The organism is Pseudomonas sp. FW305-70, assembly GCF_058783925.1.
Genome location: NZ_JBYSYZ010000021.1, coordinates 72,508 through 91,231 on the forward strand (window position 1 = coordinate 72,508; position 18,724 = coordinate 91,231).

The 18,724-nt window shown below is 61.0% G+C and carries 15 protein-coding genes; 10 read left to right on the forward strand and 5 right to left on the reverse strand.

The window, feature by feature from the left end:
• The first annotated feature begins 339 nt into the window (after positions 1 to 339).
• The 5 genes from mgtA (at position 340) to AC3WN7_RS16985 (ending at position 8,415) form a co-directional block, all read left to right on the forward strand.
• Positions 340 to 3,054 (forward strand): magnesium-translocating P-type ATPase, encoded by a 2,715-nt coding sequence (gene mgtA / locus AC3WN7_RS16965; protein WP_102674353.1) that lies wholly within the window; start codon positions 340 to 342, stop codon positions 3,052 to 3,054.
• Between the two features lie 140 nt (positions 3,055 to 3,194).
• Entirely contained in the window at positions 3,195 to 3,911 is a 717-nt protein-coding gene (locus tag AC3WN7_RS16970; protein ID WP_015094175.1) for an MgtC/SapB family protein, read from the forward strand.
• 127 nt (positions 3,912 to 4,038) lie between these two features.
• A complete protein-coding gene (locus AC3WN7_RS16975; RefSeq protein ID WP_102674361.1) occupies positions 4,039 to 4,440 on the forward strand; it encodes an ANTAR domain-containing protein in 402 nt (133 codons plus the stop codon).
• 108 nt (positions 4,441 to 4,548) lie between these two features.
• On the forward strand, positions 4,549 to 5,175 hold the full coding sequence (locus AC3WN7_RS16980) for a response regulator transcription factor (protein WP_015094177.1): 627 nt from the start codon (positions 4,549 to 4,551) through the stop codon (positions 5,173 to 5,175).
• On the forward strand, positions 5,176 to 8,415 hold the full coding sequence (locus AC3WN7_RS16985) for a transporter substrate-binding domain-containing protein (RefSeq protein ID WP_102674354.1): 3,240 nt from the start codon (positions 5,176 to 5,178) through the stop codon (positions 8,413 to 8,415).
• 3 nt (positions 8,416 to 8,418) lie between these two features.
• Here the strand turns inward: AC3WN7_RS16985 and dkgB are convergent, their stop codons facing one another.
• From dkgB to AC3WN7_RS17000, 3 genes are all read right to left on the reverse strand, one after another.
• Complete coding sequence (gene dkgB, locus AC3WN7_RS16990) at positions 8,419 to 9,222, reverse strand: 2,5-didehydrogluconate reductase DkgB (RefSeq protein WP_102674355.1); 804 nt, start codon at positions 9,220 to 9,222, stop codon at positions 8,419 to 8,421.
• 243 nt (positions 9,223 to 9,465) lie between these two features.
• Positions 9,466 to 10,005 carry a PaaI family thioesterase gene (locus AC3WN7_RS16995; RefSeq protein WP_095968028.1) on the reverse strand — a complete coding sequence of 180 codons (540 nt, stop codon included), beginning with the start codon at positions 10,003 to 10,005 and terminating at the stop codon, positions 9,466 to 9,468.
• 122 nt (positions 10,006 to 10,127) lie between these two features.
• Complete coding sequence (locus AC3WN7_RS17000) at positions 10,128 to 11,036, reverse strand: LysR family transcriptional regulator (protein ID WP_095968029.1); 909 nt, start codon at positions 11,034 to 11,036, stop codon at positions 10,128 to 10,130.
• A gap of 105 nt (positions 11,037 to 11,141) precedes the next feature.
• On the opposite strand from AC3WN7_RS17000, the gene AC3WN7_RS17005 reads away from it, so the two are divergent.
• The 5 genes from AC3WN7_RS17005 (at position 11,142) to AC3WN7_RS17025 (ending at position 15,780) form a co-directional block, all read left to right on the forward strand.
• On the forward strand, positions 11,142 to 12,008 hold the full coding sequence (locus AC3WN7_RS17005) for a pirin family protein (RefSeq protein ID WP_102674356.1): 867 nt from the start codon (positions 11,142 to 11,144) through the stop codon (positions 12,006 to 12,008).
• Positions 12,009 to 12,101: 93 nt separating this feature from the next.
• The gene (locus tag AC3WN7_RS17010; RefSeq protein ID WP_102674357.1) at positions 12,102 to 12,785 is read left to right on the forward strand and encodes an isochorismatase family protein; all 684 of its coding nucleotides are present in this window, start codon (positions 12,102 to 12,104) and stop codon (positions 12,783 to 12,785) included.
• 36 nt (positions 12,786 to 12,821) lie between these two features.
• The gene (gene ycaC, locus AC3WN7_RS17015; RefSeq protein ID WP_007977984.1) at positions 12,822 to 13,448 is read left to right on the forward strand and encodes an isochorismate family cysteine hydrolase YcaC; all 627 of its coding nucleotides are present in this window, start codon (positions 12,822 to 12,824) and stop codon (positions 13,446 to 13,448) included.
• 213 nt (positions 13,449 to 13,661) lie between these two features.
• Complete coding sequence (locus AC3WN7_RS17020) at positions 13,662 to 15,104, forward strand: mechanosensitive ion channel domain-containing protein (RefSeq protein WP_095968032.1); 1,443 nt, start codon at positions 13,662 to 13,664, stop codon at positions 15,102 to 15,104.
• A gap of 235 nt (positions 15,105 to 15,339) precedes the next feature.
• Positions 15,340 to 15,780 carry a carboxymuconolactone decarboxylase family protein gene (locus tag AC3WN7_RS17025; protein WP_102674358.1) on the forward strand — a complete coding sequence of 147 codons (441 nt, stop codon included), beginning with the start codon at positions 15,340 to 15,342 and terminating at the stop codon, positions 15,778 to 15,780.
• A 22-nt stretch (positions 15,781 to 15,802) separates the two neighbouring features.
• Here AC3WN7_RS17025 and AC3WN7_RS17030 read toward each other — a convergent pair whose 3' ends face one another.
• Together AC3WN7_RS17030 and AC3WN7_RS17035 are read right to left on the reverse strand one after the other, a co-directional pair.
• Positions 15,803 to 17,395, reverse strand: coding sequence for a DHA2 family efflux MFS transporter permease subunit (locus AC3WN7_RS17030; protein ID WP_102674359.1), 1,593 nt, complete (start codon positions 17,393 to 17,395; stop codon positions 15,803 to 15,805).
• Entirely contained in the window at positions 17,392 to 18,513 is a 1,122-nt protein-coding gene (locus AC3WN7_RS17035; protein ID WP_102674360.1) for an HlyD family secretion protein, read from the reverse strand. Before AC3WN7_RS17035 ends, AC3WN7_RS17030 begins: the two co-directional genes overlap by 4 nt.
• Positions 18,514 to 18,724: the final 211 nt, after the last annotated feature.

Below are 18,724 nucleotides of genomic sequence, written 5' to 3' on the forward strand. Positions count from 1 at the left end.
ACGGAGACCCACAGTGGGTACTTGTTCGAGTGACAGTTGTCGGCCGGTCTCGGTAACCGGCATTTTCTCGGCCAGATAACGCGCAGTCTCCTGTGCCGTTGTCTCGCCGACAAGCGAGCAGCGGCATCCTGATCATGGCCAGTCCCGGCCGTGTCCCGACGTCCCTCTCATCGACACTGAACAGTGCGTGGTTTCGACTTTTTGTCGTGACCGCCGCTCTATCGACACGCCTGTCATTCGTGACCGGCGCGCCAGGCCTTGCTTTGCCGGTTGTTCCGGCGGCAGAGGCGTGGACCTGCCTGCTCGACGGTTTCCCGGCTGACCAAAGGGGCACCAGCCATGAAACTTACCCTCAAGGAATTCTTCGCAGGCTTCCTGCGTAACCGCCACATCGCCCGGCACTTCCGTCGCCTGGCGTTGCTGGAAACCTTCACCGACACCACGGTCAGCCGTGAAGTCCCGCCCACCCTGGCGCAAACCCTGGTCAACGCTGCCGGCAGCGACACTGGCCAGTTGCTTGACACACTCGGCTCTCACACCGATGGCTTGAGCGAGCCTGCAGCCGATGCCCTGCGCGAGCAGTTCGGCCTCAATGAAGTCGAGCACGAACAACCGCTGCCCTGGTGGACGCACCTGTGGCACTGCTACAAGAATCCGTTCAACCTGCTGCTGACACTGCTGGCGGTCATCTCCTGGCTGACCGAAGACATGAAAGCCGCCATCGTGATTTTCTCCATGGTGGTGCTCTCGACCTTGCTGCGTTTCTGGCAGGAAACCAAATCCAATCAGGCCGCCGATGCCCTCAAGGCCATGGTCAGCAACACGGCCACAGTGATGCGCAGGGACCTTGAGAACCACAGCGCGCAGCGCATCGAACTGCCAATCAAACAACTGGTGCCGGGCGACCTGATCGTGCTGTCTGCCGGGGACATGATTCCCGCCGATTGCCGGGTGCTCAGCGCCAAGGACCTGTTCGTCAGCCAGGCGGCCATGACCGGCGAATCGATGCCGGTGGAAAAATTTCCCCGGCAGCAGGACCGCGACACGCAGAACCCGCTGGACCTGGACAACATCCTGTTCATGGGCACCAACGTGGTGTCCGGCACGGCCATGGCGGTGATCCTCGCCACCGGCAACTGCACCTATTTCGGTGCGCTGGCCCAGCGGGTCGGTGCGACGGATCGCGCGCCGACTTCGTTCCAGACCGGCGTCAACAAAGTCAGCTGGCTGTTGATTCGCTTCATGTTCGTGATGGCGCCGCTGGTGTTGTTCATCAACGGTTTCACCAAGGGCGACTGGACCGAAGCGCTGCTGTTCGCACTGTCGATTGCCGTGGGCCTGACCCCGGAGATGCTGCCGATGATCGTCACCTCGACCCTGGCCAAGGGCGCGGTGTTCCTGTCGCGCAAGAAAGTCATCGTCAAACGCCTCGACGCGATCCAGAACTTCGGCGCCATGGACGTGCTGTGCACCGACAAGACCGGCACCCTGACCCAGGACAAGATCTTCCTGGCGCGCAACGTCGACGTCTGGGGCAACGACTCGGATGACGTGCTGGAAATGGCCTACCTCAACAGCTACTACCAGACCGGTCTGAAAAACCTGCTGGATGTGGCGGTGCTGGAACACGTCGAAATCCACCGTGAACTGAAAGTCGGCACGGCGTTTCGCAAGGTCGACGAGATTCCGTTCGACTTCACTCGCCGGCGCATGTCGGTGGTGGTCGCCGAGCGCGATCAACCGCACCTGTTGATCTGCAAGGGGGCGGTGGAGGAAGTGTTGGCGGTCTGCTCGCGGGTGCGCCATGGCGAAGTCGATGAAGCCTTGAGCGAAGAGCTGCTGGCGCGCATCCGTCAGGTCACGGCCACCTTCAACGCCGAGGGCCTGCGGGTGGTGGCGGTAGCGGCACGGCCAATGTTCGAAGGCCGCGACACCTACAGCCTGGCCGATGAACAGGCCCTGACGCTGATCGGTTATGTGGCCTTTCTCGATCCGCCGAAAGAAAGCACCGCGCCGGCCCTCAAGGCGCTGGCGGCCCATGGCGTGGCGGTGAAAGTGCTGACCGGCGACAACGAACGGGTGACGGCAAAGATCTGCCGCGAAGTCGGCCTGGAACAGCAGGGTCTGCTGATGGGCAACGATATCGAGCGCATGACAGATGCCGAGCTGGCGAAAGCCGTAGAGACCACCAACGTCTTCGCCAAACTGACGCCGTCGCACAAGGAACGCATCGTCCGTCTGCTCAAGGGTAACGGCCATGTGGTCGGTTTCATGGGCGACGGCATCAACGACGCCCCGGCCCTGCGCACGGCCGACATCGGCATTTCCGTGGACAGTGCCGTGGACATCGCCAAGGAGGCGGCCGACATCATCCTGCTGGAAAAGAGCCTGATGGTGCTGGAGGAGGGCGTGCTGGAAGGGCGCCGGACCTTCGCCAACATGCTCAAGTACATCAAGATGACCGCCAGTTCGAACTTCGGCAACGTGTTCTCGGTGCTGGTGGCCAGTGCGTTCATACCCTTTCTGCCGATGCTGCCGATGCACCTGCTGGTGCAGAACCTGCTCTACGACATTTCGCAGATCGCCATTCCGTTCGATAACGTCGACGACGAGATGCTCAAGCAACCGCAGCGCTGGCAGCCGGCGGATGTCGGGCGCTTCATGCTGTTTTTCGGGCCGATCAGTTCGATCTTCGACATCACCACGTTCGCCTTGATGTGGTACGTGTTCGATGCCAGCACCCCGGATCACCAGACCCTGTTCCAGTCCGGCTGGTTCGTGGTCGGGCTGCTGACCCAGACACTGATCGTGCACATGATCCGCACGCCGAAGATCCCGTTCCTGCAAAGCCGTGCGGCCATGCCGTTGCTGGTGATGACCGGGTTGATCATGGCCGTGGGGATTTTCCTGCCGATGGGCCCGCTGGCGCATTACTTCAAGTTGCAGGCGCTGCCGTCGCTGTACTTCGTGTTCCTGCCGGTGATCCTGCTGGCGTACATGGCGCTGACCCAGGCGGTGAAGGGGTTCTATATCCGGCGGTTTGGCTGGCAGTAATGCTGCCAGATGTAGGAGCGAGCTTGCTCGCGATGGTCGTTAACGATAACGCGTGTTTACTGGCTAAACGCGGCGCTCTTGAGACCATCGCGAGCAAGCTCGCTCCTACAGGGGATCGTGTATTTTTCAAGGATTTCATCATGCAAGCCATCAACAACCTCAACCTGACCTCTCTGCTCGACACCCTGGTCAGCCTCAGCGCGGCCTTCATCCTCGGTGGCCTGATCGGTTTCGAGCGCCAGTACCGGCAGCGCACCGCCGGCCTGCGCACCAACGTGCTGGTGGCGGTGGGCGCGGCGATTTTCGTCGACATGGCCAACCGGCTTGCCGGTGCCGATGGCGCCGTGCGGGTCGTGGCGTATGTGGTGTCCGGCATCGGTTTTCTCGGGGCCGGGGTGATCATGCGTGAAGAGGGCAATGTGCGCGGCCTCAATACCGCCGCCACCCTCTGGACCTCGGCGGCGGTCGGTGCCTGCGCCGGTGCCGACCTGCTGGCCGAAGCCTTGCTCGGCACGCTGTTCGTGCTCGCAGCCAACACCTTGCTGCGGCCGATCGTCAACAACATCAACCGTCAGCCGCTGGACGTGATTTCGGCGGAAGTCACCAACATCGTCTATGTCATCGCCCGGCGTACGCAGCAAAAAACCGTGCTGGCCTTGCTCGAAGCCGAGCTGGAGCGCAGCAACTATCCGGCCAGCGATGTCGATGTGCATGCCTTCGGCACGGATGAAATTGAAATCGAAGCCACCCTGGCGACCACCTCGGTCGATGGTGATGAACTGGATGCGCTGGTGGCCCGGATTTCGACCTCGAACCTGGTGGTGCAGGCGTTCTGGAGTCCGAGTACTACGGAGTGAAGGCCAAGGATTCCCTGGCAATCGTCAGACTAACCGGTATTCATTTAGGAAAATTCCTACATAAACCTGGGGGGGGCTACCGTAGGCTTTGCGACCTCTTGAAACCGACATCCTTTTGGAGGTCACCTTGCCGGATAAATCCTTGCGCATCCTGATCGCCGATGCGCAGCACTTCAATCGCCTGCGGATCGAGCGGCTGTTCAACCAGCTGGGCTACTTTCGGGTGGCGCCGGTGCACAGCCTCGACGAGCTCCTTCCACTGGTGGAGTACGCTGGCGAGCCTCTGGACCTGGTGCTCGTCAATGGGGCGATGGCCAGTGAAGGTCTGGACCTGTTCAGTTTCCTGGCCGACAACCCGCAGGTTCATCACGGGTTTATCTTCAATGAACAGCAGGCGCCGGTGCCTCCCATCGCGGGCAAGGTCAAGGTTAGCCAGGCTGCTTTGCCTGACCTGGCGTCAATTACGCAGTTGATGAGCACTGTCGATCGTCGTCTGCCGTTCGTCGGAACTGTCATTTCTGTCAGGTAGTTCTTTCAAGCCTTCCATGCAAGAGTCTATGCGCAGCGTTGTGCCCAACCGCTGCGGTGCCTGGAGGGCATTTTTTGCCCGATCGTGTTGTTTTGCACGGGAGTTGTCATGAAGTCAGCACTGATTGTGGAAGATCATCCGGTGGTTCGCTCCATGATCAAACTCATACTCAAGGGTGAAGGGTTCACGCGGATTTACGAGGCCTCCCGTGGCGATGAGGTCCTGTCGTTGATCCGGGAGCATCAACCGGATGTCGTGCTGCTTGATCTGGGTCTTCCCGGGGTGGCGGGGCTTGAGGTGATGGATCGCATAAAGGCCGAAAACACCCGATGTCGCGTGGTGGTGTTCACCTCGCTGGAGGCGCAGTTTTATCAGGACCGCTGCATGCGCGCCGGGGCTGTTGCCTATGTTTCCAAGAGCAAGGACCTGGATGACTTGAAGGCGGCGGTGAATTCGGTGATGGCCGGCTACACCTATTTCGCCCAGACCCCCTCGAGCTCCGTGGCGATGGGACAGTTGCAACGCAGTGAAAAGCAGTTGATCGACAAACTCTCCAATCGTGAACTGACCATTCTGCAGTACCTGGCCCGGGGCTCGAAAAACCTGGAGATCGCCGAGATCATGCACCTGAGCTACAAGACGGTCAGTACCTACAAGACCCGGCTCATCCTCAAGCTCAACATGAGCTCGTCGGTGCACTTGAGGGATTTCGCCCTGCGCAATCATCTGATCTGAATGAACGTTCTCCGACGACTGGCTGGTTGGGTGCTGACGGGCCTTCTTCTTTGGGTACCGACGGTCTGTGCGCAACAGTCGTTGACCCTGTTGGGACGCTCGAGTGCCGAAGGTCTGAGCGTCAGGTTGTCGGACACCGAGTTACGCTGGCTGCAGCAAAAGGGCAAATTGGTGCTGGCTGTCTCGGGGCCGGACTATCCCCCCTTCGAGTTCAATACGGTGGGCAAGGTGTTCGAAGGCGTGACAGCCGATTACGCCGGGTTGCTCGAACAGTTGTTGAACGTCGACATAGAGGTGCACTGCTATCCGTCGCGAGCCGACGCGGTGCAGGCCATCAAGGAGGGGCGGGCAGACCTTCTGGGAACCGCCAATCGATATGAAGCCGAGGACCCACAGTTACAGATGTCCAGTGCCTACGCGGTCGATCAACCGGTGCTGGTCACCCGCACCGATTCCCCTCCGGTGCTTGACTCGACTCTGGCCGGCCAGCGGTTGGTGATGCTGTATCACTACTTGCCCGAATACAGCGTGCAACAGTTCTATTCCAAGGCGCAGGTCCAGCTGTTTCCCTCGACACTGGCGGCGATGGGGGCCGTGGCTTTCGGCCAGGCCGATGTCTATCTGGGCGATGCGATCAATGCCCACTACCTGATCAGCAGGAACTACCTGAACAACGTGCAACTGACCGACTTCTCGCCCATGGAGTCCGGGCGCTTTGCCTTCGCGATGACCCGCGACAACGTTTCGCTGTTGCGCATCGTCAACAAGGCTTTGGCGGCCATCACCCCCAATGAACAGATGAACATTCTGCGTCGCTGGGGGGGCAATGGCGTATCTATCCACGGCACCCGGTCATTGCAATTGAGTGTGGCGGAACAGCACTGGCTCGAACGCCACCCGCGGGTGAGGGTGGCGATCAACGACAATATTCCGCCGATTTCATTTATCGACAGCGAAGGCAAGTTTCGCGGTATCAGCGTCGATGTGCTGGCGAAAATCACTTCGCGCACCGGGCTGCAATTTGACATCCAGAGCATGAAATCAGTGACTGAGATGGTGTCCGGCATCACCAATGGGCAGATCGATGTGCTGGCCGGTATCGGCCTCAGTTCCCTGCGTGAGGATGAACTGCTGTTCACCCGGGCGTTTCTGAGCAGCCCTTCGGTGCTGGTGACCCGAGCGACCGGGGACAGCCCCAGGACACTGGAAGACATGGCGGGAAAAGCCCTGGCGCTGACCCAGGGCAACATTGCCGGCGAGTACCTTCGCCAGCATCACCCGCAGATCCAGCTGGTGGATGCACCACTGTCGACGGACGCTATGAAAATGGTCGCCCAGGGCAAGGTCCACGGCGGCATCAACTCCTTGATCAGCGCCCGTTACCTGATTTCCCGGCAGTATCGCGATCGCCTGCAGGTGACCAGCACCGTGGGTGCCAACCCTGTCCGAAGCACTCTGGCAACCAGTCGCGAGGCTACCGAACTGCATTCGATTCTGGATAAGGCGCTGTTAAGCATTCCTCCCGAAGAAATAGACGAACTGACTCAACCCTGGCGCTATGACTCGATGGTCGAGCAGAGTTACTGGCTGCGACACCGACAGGCGATCTTGCAGGCGTTTGCGCTGGCGGGTGTCTTGCTGTTGCTCGCGTTGGCCGGGATCGTCTGGCAGCGGCGGCAGATTCGCCAGCGTCAGCAATTGCTTGGGCAATTGCAGGAAGCCAAGGACGCGGCGGACGACGCCAATCGCGCCAAGACCACGTTCCTGGCCACCATGAGCCATGAGATTCGCACGCCGATGAACGCCTTGATCGGCATGCTCGAACTGGCGCTGAAACGGGCCGATGAAGGGGTGACCGACCGCGCCGCCATTGAGGTGGCGTCAAACGCCGGGCAGCAATTGCTGGATTTGATCGGCGACATTCTGGACGTCGCCCGGATCGAATCGGGGCATTTGTCGTTGGCGCCGGAGCGGGTCAACCTGCATGCGCTGGTGACATCGGTCTGCCGGGTTTTCGAAGGGCTGGCGATTCAGAAGAATCTGCAATGGCGGGTCGAGCTCGCCGAACACAGTGACCTTGATGTGATGCTCGATCCCGTGCGCTTCAAACAAGTGCTGTCCAATCTGCTGAGCAACGCCATCAAGTTCACCCGTGCAGGCCAGGTGAGCCTGACACTGCGAGTGCGGCCGCAAGCTGCGGCGCATCTCGCCGTCAGCGTACGGATCGAGGACAGCGGCATCGGCATCAGCGCTTTCGACCAGCAACGCCTGTTCAGCCCGTTCGTGCAGGCCGATAACAATCAGCAGACCGCCCGGCAAGGGTCCGGCCTGGGTCTGGTGATCAGTCGTACCCTGTGCGAAATGATGGGTGGGCAGTTGCATCTCGATAGTGAGCCTGGGCGCGGCACGCGGGTGGACATCAGCCTGATGCTGCCCGCCCTGCAAGCGTTGCCCGCGGGGGGGATGCCCCAGGACTCGGCGCAGCTCACAACCCGGGCGTTGTCGATCCTGGTGGTCGACGATTACCCGGCCAATCGCCTGCTGCTCTCACGGCAGTTGAGCTATCTGGGCCACAGTGTGGTGCTGGCGGAGGACGGGGCGCAGGGGCTTGAACAGTGGCGCGGACAGAGTTTCGAACAGAGTTTCGAACTGGTCATTACCGACTGCAACATGCCGGTGCTCAGCGGTTACGAATTGGCGGGCGCAATACGTGAGCAAGAGCGGCTGCAGGGGCTTTCGCCGACGCTGATTCTGGGCTTTACCGCCAATGCGCAGGCCGAGGAGAAAACCCGCTGTCAGGCGGCGGGCATGGACGATTGCCTGTTCAAACCCATTCGCCTGGTGGATTTGCAGGCGTGGCTGGCCCAGCGCTTTTCCAGCGCCCCTCCGGCGGCAAATGACGACCCAGGCTTGGCCGAGTTCGACTTGAGCGGGCTGGAGCGCTATGCGGATATTGACCCTGAGCTGATCGATCAACTGCTGCACGATCTGGCGCTGACCAACCGTGAGGACCGCGTGCATTTGCTGGCCTTGCACGCCAGCGACAACCGCCCGGGTTTGCAGACACTGGCACACCGGATCAAGGGCGGGGCACTGATGGTGCAAGCGCTTGGCCTGGTCGAGTGTTGCGAACAACTGGAGCGGGCGTGCAATGACGGCCGCGCGGCACTGATCGACGACGCCGTCGACCAGTTGCAGCAAGCCATGGCCCGCCTGGACCTGCGTCTCGAGCAGGACTGAGGCTCAATCCCAGGTCGGTGCGATGCCATTGGGGCTGGTCAACCGGTGGCCGCGATCCAGCGTTGCGATCAAGGCCATGTCGGCCTCGCTCAAGGTCAGTTCGCGAGCCTTCAGGTTGCTTTCGAGGTTGGCCCGGCGAGTGGACGACGGGATCACCGAGTAACCCGATTGCATGGCCCACGCCAGGGTGACCTGAGCCGGCGTCGCTCGCAGGCGTTCGGCGATCTGCTGGATGAGCGGGTCCTTGAGGACTTCACCGTAAGCCAGAGTCATGTAGGACGTGATGCCAATGCCCTGGCTCTGCGCGAATGCGACGACCTTGCGGTTTTGCAGGTACGGGTGCAGTTCGATCTGGTTCGTGGTGATGTGCTCGGCGCCGATGGCCGCAACCGCCTGTTTCATCAGGTCGATGGTGAAGTTGGACACGCCGATCTGCCGGGTCAGGCCCATGCGTTTGGCTTCCAGCAGGGCGCCCATGAACGCTGCGACAGGCACTTGATCGTCCGGCGAAGGCCAGTGGATCAGTGTCAGGTCCAGGTAATCGGTCTGCAGTTTGCCCAGGCTTTCCTTCAGGCTGTCGATCAGTCGATCACCGGCCAGGTTGGCGACCCAGATCTTGCTGGTGATGAACAGGTCTTTTCGGGCGATGCCGCTGGCGGCGATAGCCTCGCCGACCTCGGCTTCGTTCTCGTAGATTTGTGCGGTATCGATCACCCGGTAACCGAGCGCCAGGGCGGTGCTCACCGAATCGATGAGCACCTGGCCTTGCAAGCGAAACGTACCCAGGCCGAAGGCGGGAATGGACATTGATGACTCCAGAGGTTGCAGTGGGAATGGGCGGCAGTATCCGCGCCTGCATCCGTGAGAAAAACCGCTGGATTGGCAAAGCAATGTTTACTGGAAATCAAGAATCATCGGCAGTCTGGTGGGGTGATGGTGTCTGATCCGACGCCTTCGCTGGCAAGCCAGCTCCCACACTGGATTTGCGTTCACCACAAATCCCCTGTGGGAGCGGGCTTGCTCGCGAAGGTGGCGACTCGGTCTGAAGCCTTACCCCCGAGGTTCAAGAATCATGCAAGTGGTGGTCCCCGTCGCATACAACCGCCCCTCCACATCATAAATCCGCCCCTCGGCCAGCGCCGTCGAGCGACCCAAGTGCACAATCTTGCCCTCGGCACGCACCGGTCCACTGGCGTTGTTCAACGCGCGGACGTAGCTGATGCGCAGATCCAGCGTGGTGTAACCCTGGCCTTTTTTCAGTTGTGTATGGACCGCGCAACCCATGCATGAATCAAGCAAGGTTGCGGCATAACCGCCGTGGACGGTGCCTAGCGGGTTGTAGTGCCGGGCATCCGGCGTGCCCTGGAAGATGAACAGCCCGGCCGACCATTCGATGGGGATGAAATCCATCAGTGTGCCAATCGGCGGGGAGGGCAATTCGCCGTTGCCGATGCCTTCGAAAAACTCGGCGGGGGACAATGCGCTGACCTCGGCCATGGACAGACTGCCGGGCCCGGCGAGGCGGGCGCGCATGGCTTGTTCCTGGGCGATCCATTGGGCGAGGGTGGCGTCGCGGTTAGGGCTTTGCATGACGGAGTCCTCGGTGGGCTAAATATTATGAGTGTAATCAAATTGAATATTATGCCCGAAATAAAATCTCCGCTACCCCCCCAATCTACTTGCCGCTTTCAGCTCAAAGCTTGCCGCTGCCTTCAAGCAATATCACTGCGGCTGAATTCCTCCCCGAGAAAATCGATCAAGGTGCGCACCGACGGCAGTAACCCCCGACGCGAGGGGAAGATCGCATGGATCACACCGCTCTTCGGTGCCCAGCCCGGCACCAGTTCCACCAGTTGCCCGGCAGCGATTTCATCGCGTACCACCACGCTGGGCAGGTGCACGATGCCGATCCCGGCGACTGCCGCATGGCGCAAGGCCAACAGGTCATCGGTGACCATGCGCGGGGCATGCCGGATCATCGCCGTGCTGCCATCGGCGCCGAACAGTTCCCACTGATATTCGCGCTGCGCCGCGCCCCAGTGCAGGCTCGGCAGGCCGCTGAGGTCGGCCGGGGAGGCCGGTGTCGACAGGCGCGATAAAAAGGCCGGGCTGCCGACCACGCTCTGGGTACTGTTGCCCAGCACCTTCATCACCATGTCGGTGTTTTCCAGCGGTGGAAAGCGTACCCGCAGGGCAATGTCGAAGCCTTCGTGAATCAGGTCGACCCGGCGGTTGGTGCTCTCGATGAACACTTCCACCAACGGGTACTTGAGCATGTAACGGGTCAGCATCGGCCCGACCCAGGTGTTGAGCAGCGCCGTCGGGCAACTGATACGCACCATGCCCTGAGGCTCGGAGCGGTTGCGCTCGATCAGTTCGGCGGCGCTTTCCGCCTCCACCCGCATGGCCAGGCAGCGCTGGTAATACGCCTGGCCGATTTCCGTCAATGAGCAATGCCGGCTGGTGCGGTGCAGCAGGCGCACGCCGAGGCGTTCTTCAAGCTCGGCAATGCGTCGGCTGAGCTTCGACTTGGGCATGTCCAGTGCCCGACCGGCTGCGGCGAAACCGTGATGCTCCACCACCTGGGTGAAGTAGTAGAGGGTGTTGAGGTCTTCCACCATCGTTCTCCAAATAGAACGCTAAAGCTGATTTTTGCAGTCTAGCGCAGCAAAGGTCACGGTTTTAAGCTTTGTCCATGGCTTCACCCCCCCTCTCCAGGAGACACCATGAAAAACATCATCGGTATCTACACCAGTCCACGGACCCATTGGGTTGGCGACGGTTTTCCCGTTCGTACGCTGTTTTCCTACGACAACCTGGGCAAACACATCAGCCCGTTCCTGTTGCTCGATCACGCCGGCCCCGCTGAATTCACCCCGACCACCGAACGACGTGGCGTTGGTCAGCATCCTCATCGTGGTTTTGAAACCGTGACTATCGTTTACAAGGGCGAACTGGAGCACCGGGATTCCACCGGCAGTGGCGGCAAGATCGGCCCTGGCGATGTGCAATGGATGACCGCTGCCTCGGGGATCCTGCATGAAGAGTTTCACTCCGAAGGATTCGCCAAAAGCGGCGGCACCCTGGAGATGGTGCAACTGTGGGTCAACCTGCCGGCCAGGGACAAAATGGCCGACCCCGGCTACCAGACGATTCTCGATGCTGACATCCCGAGCATCGCCTTGAAGGACAGCGCCGGCAGCCTGCGCCTGATCGCCGGTGAGTTCGACGGCCACAAGGGCCCGGCACGCACCTTTACCCCGGTCGACCTGTGGGACATTCGTTTGAATGCCGGCAAGTCGCTGACCCTGGACCTGCATGAAGGGCGCAACACCGCACTGGTGGTCTTGCGTGGCACGGTTCAGGTCAATGGCCTGGAGCCGGTGCGCCAGGGGCAATTGGCCCTGTTCGATCGCAAGGGCGATCAGATGACCCTCCAAGCTAGCGAAGACGCGGTGGTGTTGTTGCTCAGCGGCGAGCCGATCGACGAGCCGATCGTCGGTCACGGGCCGTTCGTGATGAACACCGAGCAAGAAATCCACCAGGCCTTCGCCGACTTCCAGTCCGGACGCTTCGGCCGGATGCACGCTTAATTCGCAGCGCTTCAACACCCGACTCTACACAGGATGAGTAGGCCGGTTTTCAGGCCAGGGATGGCTGTTGCCCAAAAGAAAGAGGAAACGCACATGAGTACTGTCTACGCGGCCAACTTCAACGGCCAGAAACCGACCATCGATCCCAATGACAGCGCGATGCTGTTGATCGATCACCAGAGCGGACTGTTCCAGATCGTCAAGGACATGGACGTGCCCCAACTGCGCGCCAACGCCATTGCCCTGGCCAAGGCCGCGACCTTGCTGAAAATGCCGGTGATTACCACTGCCTCGGTTCCGCAAGGACCGAACGGGCCGTTGATCCCGGAAATCCACGAGGCCGCACCCCATGCGCAGTACGTGGCGCGCAAAGGCGAAATCAATGCCTGGGACAACCCGCAGTTTCACGCGGCGGTCAAAGCCACCGGCAAGAAAACCCTGGTGATCGCCGGCACCTTGACCAGCGTGTGCCTGGCGTTCCCGTCCATCGCCGCCGTGCATGAAGGCTACAAGGTGTTTGCGGTGGTCGACGCCTCCGGCAACCACTCGAAACTGGCCACTGACCTGACCGTTGCCCGCCTGGCCCAGGCCGGGGTGGTGCCGATCGACATCATGGCGACGCTCTCCGAACTGCAAGGCTCGTGGAACCGCCCCGATGCCGAACAGTGGGCCGCTGTCTACGCCCAGGCCATGCCGCACTATCAATTGCTGATCGAGAGCTACCTCAAGGCCCAGCAAGTGGCGAACGAACACGAGGCGCTGGATTCCCAGCGCTAACCGAATCTGCATCGATAACCTGCGAGGATTACTGCAATGACTACTTCCTACAAGCGTCTGGACAAGGACAACGCCGCCGTTCTGCTGGTGGATCATCAGACCGGCCTGCTGTCGCTGGTACGCGACATCGATCCTGATCGCTTCAAGAACAATGTGCTGGCCCTGGCCGACCTGGCCAAGTACTTCAAGCTGCCGACCATCCTCACCACCAGTTTCGAAACCGGCCCCAACGGCCCGCTGGTGCCCGAGCTCAAGGCGCAGTTTCCGGACGCGCCGTACATCGCTCGTCCGGGCCAGATCAACGCCTGGGACAACGAGGACTTCGTCAAGGCGATCAAGGCCACCGGCAAGAAACAACTGATCATCGCCGGCGTAGTGACCGAAGTCTGCGTGGCGTTTCCGGCACTGTCGGCGCTGGCCGAAGGCTTTGATGTGTTCGTGGTCACCGACGCGTCCGGCACCTTCAACGAACTGACCCGCGAATCGGCATGGAGCCGCATGACCGCCCAGGGTGCACAATTGATGACCTGGTTTGGCCTGGCCTGTGAACTGCACCGCGACTGGCGCAACGATATCGAAGGGTTGGGCACGCTGTTCTCCAACCATATTCCGGACTACCGCAACCTGATGACCAGCTACAGCACACTGACCAACAGCAAATAACTTCGGCACACGCATCCCCCCTGTGGGAGCGGGCTTGCTCGCGAAAGCGGTGTGTCAAACAACATAAACGTTGCCTGACACACTGAATTCGCGAGCAAGCCCGCTCCCACATTTGTTTTTGTGGCGATTGCAGAATCCCGCCAAATCAATTGCTCCTACACTGGTGCCAATCCATGCGATCTTCGCGTCATTGGCCCTGGATGGAGTTGCTTGATGCTGTCACTGCTCACTGAACACCCATTGATCTGCGCCATGGCGCTGATCCTGATCGATCTCGGGTTGTGGTACCTGCTCAGCGCCGCCGGCAGTGCCTGGCGGCTGCTGGTGCGGGTGGTGATTTTTTCGTTGTTCAGCCTCCTGTTGTTCAACGAAGGCCTGAACCCGATGGAGCCGCCGCCCTGGGCTGATAACGTGCCGCTGCACCTGGCCGCCACCGGCTTGCAGATCGGCTGGTGGTTGTTCGGCGCGCGGACCCTGACCGTGCTGATCGGCGCGGTGATGATGCAACGGGTGGGGCATACCGGGCGCTTGCTCCAGGATTTGCTCGGCGCGGTGATTTTCCTGATCGCGGTGATTGCGGCCCTGGCCTATGTGCTGGAACTGCCGGTCAAGGGCGTGCTGGCCACCTCCGGCGCGTTGGCGATCATCGTCGGTCTGGCGTTGCAAAGTACCCTCAGCGACGTGTTTTCCGGGATCGTCCTCAACACCACCAAGCCCTATCAACTCGATGACTACATCTCCATCGACGGCATGGAGGGCAAGGTGACCGACATCGACTGGCGCGCCACCCGCCTGCAGACCTCCCAGGGCTGCATGGCAGTGATTCCGAACTCGTTGGCGGCCAAAGCCAAGATCATCAATTTCAGCAGGCCGAACGACATGTTCGGTATCTCTGTATCCCTGGAAGTGAGCCCCCACGCGAGGCCGAACACGGTGATCGAAGCCTTGGAACGGGCCATGCAAGGGTGCCGTGCGCTGCTGGAAAAACCGTCGCCCAGCGTCGGTCTCAAAAGTGCCAGCAACACCGGCGCGGTCTACGAAATCAACGGTTTTGTCGCATCGATGGACGAGAAACGCTCAGTGCGCAACCAGCTGTACGACCTGGCCTACCGGCACTTGCAGGCCAGCGGGGTCAATTTGTTGTCGAGCGTGGAGCCCAGCCCGCCGATCAACTCGACACGCAAACGGGCTTTGCTGGACAGCTCGCCGATTTTCTCCACCCTGCGTCAGGAAGAGAAAGACACGTTCAGCCAGAACATGACCCTGCAAACCTTCCGCGCCGGGGAGGTGATCCTGGAAGCGGAGGAGGTCAGCGATCACTTGTTCATTATCGAATCCGGCGTGATCTCGGTGACCTTGATGCGCCACGGAACGCCCTACGAATCCGGACGCATGGGGCCGGGGGAGGTGATCGGCGAGGCGGGTATTCTCACCGACAGCGCGCTGCCGGCGCAGTTTACCGCCAAGACATTCTGTGGCCTGTACCGCATCGAAAAGTCCTACCTCAAGCCGTGTCTGGATGCCCGTCACGACATCAACGATGCGATGAAGGCTTTGCTCGATTACCGGCTGCAAAAAGCGAAAACCCTGACTCAGGACTTGCCGGTGACAGTGGCGAAAAAGGGCTTTTTGCAGTGGTTGCGCAATCGGGTTTGAGCTCGGTGGTGAATGGCCGCTGCGCGGATCGCGAGCAAGCTCGCTCCCACATTTGAGTGCATTTCCCTGTGGGAGCGAGCTTGCTCGCGATGACGGCAGTGAATTCACCAAAAGTGAAGAGTGAAACCCATCACACCCGCGCCAATGGCCTCCTCGACTTCTGGAATATTGGCTATTTGTGTAAACCGGTCGAGGGACTAACGTAGCGACACACCCACTTGCCCTGGAGCATGTCATGCAACCCCGTATCGATTTCTACACGGCCAGCCCCGACGCCCTCAAGGCGATGATCGCCCTGGAAACCGCAGTGTCGAAGCTGCCGCTGGAAAAAAACCTGATTGAACTGGTCAAGCTGCGCGCTTCGCAGATCAACGGCTGTGCCTTCTGCATCGACATGCACACCGCCGATGCGGTCAAGGGTGGCGAAACCCCGCGTCGTCTGTTCGCCGTGACGGCCTGGCGCGAGGCGCCATTTTTCACCGAGCGTGAACGCGCTGCGCTGCTGTGGACCGAATCCCTGACCCAGCTCAGCCTGACCCACGCCCCGGACGAAGACTACGAAGTGGTCAGCGCACAGTTCACGCCCAAGGAAATGGTCGACCTGACCGTCGCCATCAGCACCATCAACAGCTGGAACCGCCTGGCGGTCGGCTTCCGTAAAACGCCTCAGGCCTGATGTTCAGCAAACCGCCGATGCCTCAATGGGCATCGGCACTCGGCGCGGCCGGAGGTTGCACCTTGCGCATCAGGGGCACCATCGCCGTGGCGATGACGAAGCACAGCCCGATCATCAGAAACGCGTCGCCATAGGTTTGTGTCTGGGCTTCGCGGTAGGTCAGCAACCACAGCTGATGCAGGCTGGCGGTGACCCCGGCGTCACCGCTCTGGCCGAGGGCGGCGAAGTTGTTGCCGACCTGGGACAGCCATTGGTTGAGGGCCTCGTTGGTGCTGTTGAGGTTCTCCGCCAGCCGGGTGAAATGCAGGTTGGTACGGTCGTTGAGAATGGTCGCACACGCGGCGATACCGATCGCCCCGCCCAGGTTACGCATCAGGTTGAACAGCCCCGAGGCATGTTTGAGCCGCGCCGGTGCCAGGCTGCCGAGGGTCAGCGTCACCGCGGGCGGCACCGCCAGTTGCTGGGCAATCCCGCGCAAGGCTTGCGGCAACATCAACTCCCTGGCCCCCCAGTCATGGGTGATCGGGCTGAAATCCCACATCGATAACGCGAACAGCCCGAGGCCGGTCATCATGATCCAGCGCAGGTCGACGCGGTTGGCCAGAAAGGCGTACAGCGGAATCGCCATGATCTGGAACACCCCGGTGGAGAAAACCGCCAGACCAATGTCCAGCGCGCCGTAGCCACGCACCCGGCCGAGGAACAGTGGCGTCAGGTAAATGGTGGCGAACAGGCCGATGCCGGTGACGAACGAGAAGAAGCAGCCAAGGGCGAAATTGCGATCCTTCAGGGCGCGCAGATCGACAATCGGATTGGCCACATGCAGGGTCCGGCCGATGAATGCCAGTCCGGCCAGGCCGCTGATCCACGCGGTGGTCAGGATCGTACGATCGCTGAACCAGTTCCAGCGAGGGCCTTCTTCGAGGGTGTATTCCAGGCAGCCGAGGAACAGTGCCAGAAACACCATGCTCAAGTAATCCGCGCCTTTGAGCAGCGACAGTTCGGGTTGGTCGATCTTGACCAGCATTGGCACGGCGACCGCGACGAAAATCCCCGGCACCAGGTTGATGTAGAACAGCCAGTGCCAGGACGAGATGTCGGTGATCCAGCCACCGATCACAGGCCCCAGTGTCGGTGCCAGGGACGCCACTGCGCCTATGGTCGCGGCGGCGATCACCCGTTGCTTGCCGGTGAAAAACACGAAGGCCGTGGTGAATACCAGCGGTATCATCGAACCGCCGAGAAAGCCTTGCAGGGCGCGGAAGGCGATCATGCTCTGGATGTTCCAGGCCACGCCGCACAGCAGGCTGGTCAGGGTAAAGCCCACCGCCGATGCGCAAAACAGCCAGCGTGTGGAAAACACCCGGGACAACCAGCCCGACAGCGGGATCACGATGATTTCGGCGATCAGGTAACTGGTTTGCACCCACGCGGTTTCGTCGGTGCCGGCGGAGAGTCCGCCGCCGATGTCACGCAACGAGGCGGAGACAATCTGGATATCCAGCAGCGCAATGAACATGCCGATGCACATGCTGGCAAAGGCGAAGACCTTGGTGGCCGTCGCCATGTCCGCGGCATTGAACGGTTGCGCCGGGGCGGCGAGGGCGCGGCTCATGGCGCGCTGGCCACGGCGGGCACTTCAGGCGCCTTGCGCGTGTCCACTTCAGCGGTGACCGACAACCCCGGACGCAGGTGGCCGAGCACACTGTCGGCCGGGTCGAGGTGAATCCGCACCGGTACCCGCTGCACGATCTTGGTGAAGTTGCCGGTGGCGTTTTCCGGTGGCAACACACTGAATTGCGAACCGCTGGCGGGGGCGAGGCTGTCGAGGTGACCGTGGAACGCCTGCCCCGACAGCACGTCGGCACGGATCACCACCCGTTGCCCCGGCACCATGTGCGCCAGTTGGTCTTCCTTGAAGTTGGCGTCGACCCACAGGCCGCTGGCCGGCACCACCGAGAGCAATTGCGAGCCGGCCTGGGCATAGGCGCCGACCCGTGCCCGACGGTTGCCGATCACGCCGTCAACCGGTGCCTTCAGTTCGGTGTAGCCGACATTCAGTTGCGCCAGATCGCGCTCGGCCCTGGCCTGGATCAAGGCGGCCCGGGCCTGTTGTTTCTGGGTGTCGATCACATTCAACTGGCGCTGCGCGGCCAGCAATTCCGCCTGGGCGCGGTTGCTTTGGGCCTGGGCCTGCTTGAACGTGGCATTGGCGCGCTGGGCGCTTTCCACCGAGACGGCGTTGGTGGACACCAGTTTTTTGTAGCGGGCATCGTCATCCCGCGAACGGGTGGCTTCGGCACCGGCGGCGTCGATGCCGGCACGGGCCTGGCCGATGACGGCCTGTTGCAGTTGTTCGGTGGCGTCGAGGTTGGCCAGCAAGGCTTCTTGGGCGGCCACTGCGCCTTCGGCCTTGGCCAGGTTGGCGCGGTAGTCGCGCGAATCGAGACGGATCAGCACATCGCCGGCCTTGACCTTCTGGTTATCGGTCACCAGCACTTCGTCGATATAACCCGCCACCTTTGGCCCGATCACCGTGACGTCACCGCCGATGTAGGCGTCGTCGGTTTCTTCGATGAAACGCCCGGCCGTCCACCAATGCGTGCCATACACCCCGGCCAACACCAGCGCTGCAATCCCCATTGTTGGCACAAGCAGGCGCTTGAGCAGGGGACGTTTTGCCGGTTGCACCGGGGCGTCCAGGTCGGGTTCAACGGTGGGCATGCTGGTCATGGAGGGATACCTGTAAGGCGGCGTTAATTATGATGCCTGTAATATGATGTATGTAATATTTTGTGGCAAATGGTTTTTGCTGCCGGTCGTCAGGTGGTTTTTCGGGAAGATGAGATTCTGTGTGCGCTGGAAAACCCACTGTGGGAGCGGGCTTGCTCGCGAATGCGGAGTGTCAGGCAATGAAAATGTCGACTGACACTCCGCATTCGCG

What these genes read in the sequence shown, in the direction of transcription:
- AC3WN7_RS16995 (WP_095968028.1), bottom strand. Translation starts at nt 10,005, where the DNA reads ATGCAAAGCCCTAACCGCGACGCCACCCTCGCCCAATGGATCGCCCAG.
- AC3WN7_RS16985 (WP_102674354.1), top strand. Translation starts at nt 5,176, where the DNA reads ATGAACGTTCTCCGACGACTGGCTGGTTGGGTGCTGACGGGCCTTCTT.
- mgtA (WP_102674353.1), top strand. Translation starts at nt 340, where the DNA reads ATGAAACTTACCCTCAAGGAATTCTTCGCAGGCTTCCTGCGTAACCGC.
- AC3WN7_RS17000 (WP_095968029.1), bottom strand. Translation starts at nt 11,036, where the DNA reads ATGGTGGAAGACCTCAACACCCTCTACTACTTCACCCAGGTGGTGGAG.
- AC3WN7_RS17010 (WP_102674357.1), top strand. Translation starts at nt 12,102, where the DNA reads ATGAGTACTGTCTACGCGGCCAACTTCAACGGCCAGAAACCGACCATC.
- AC3WN7_RS17020 (WP_095968032.1), top strand. Translation starts at nt 13,662, where the DNA reads ATGCTGTCACTGCTCACTGAACACCCATTGATCTGCGCCATGGCGCTG.
- AC3WN7_RS17025 (WP_102674358.1), top strand. Translation starts at nt 15,340, where the DNA reads ATGCAACCCCGTATCGATTTCTACACGGCCAGCCCCGACGCCCTCAAG.
- dkgB (WP_102674355.1), bottom strand. Translation starts at nt 9,222, where the DNA reads ATGTCCATTCCCGCCTTCGGCCTGGGTACGTTTCGCTTGCAAGGCCAG.
- AC3WN7_RS17005 (WP_102674356.1), top strand. Translation starts at nt 11,142, where the DNA reads ATGAAAAACATCATCGGTATCTACACCAGTCCACGGACCCATTGGGTT.
- AC3WN7_RS16970 (WP_015094175.1), top strand. Translation starts at nt 3,195, where the DNA reads ATGCAAGCCATCAACAACCTCAACCTGACCTCTCTGCTCGACACCCTG.
- AC3WN7_RS17030 (WP_102674359.1), bottom strand. Translation starts at nt 17,395, where the DNA reads ATGAGCCGCGCCCTCGCCGCCCCGGCGCAACCGTTCAATGCCGCGGAC.
- ycaC (WP_007977984.1), top strand. Translation starts at nt 12,822, where the DNA reads ATGACTACTTCCTACAAGCGTCTGGACAAGGACAACGCCGCCGTTCTG.
- AC3WN7_RS17035 (WP_102674360.1), bottom strand. Translation starts at nt 18,513, where the DNA reads ATGACCAGCATGCCCACCGTTGAACCCGACCTGGACGCCCCGGTGCAA.
- AC3WN7_RS16980 (WP_015094177.1), top strand. Translation starts at nt 4,549, where the DNA reads ATGAAGTCAGCACTGATTGTGGAAGATCATCCGGTGGTTCGCTCCATG.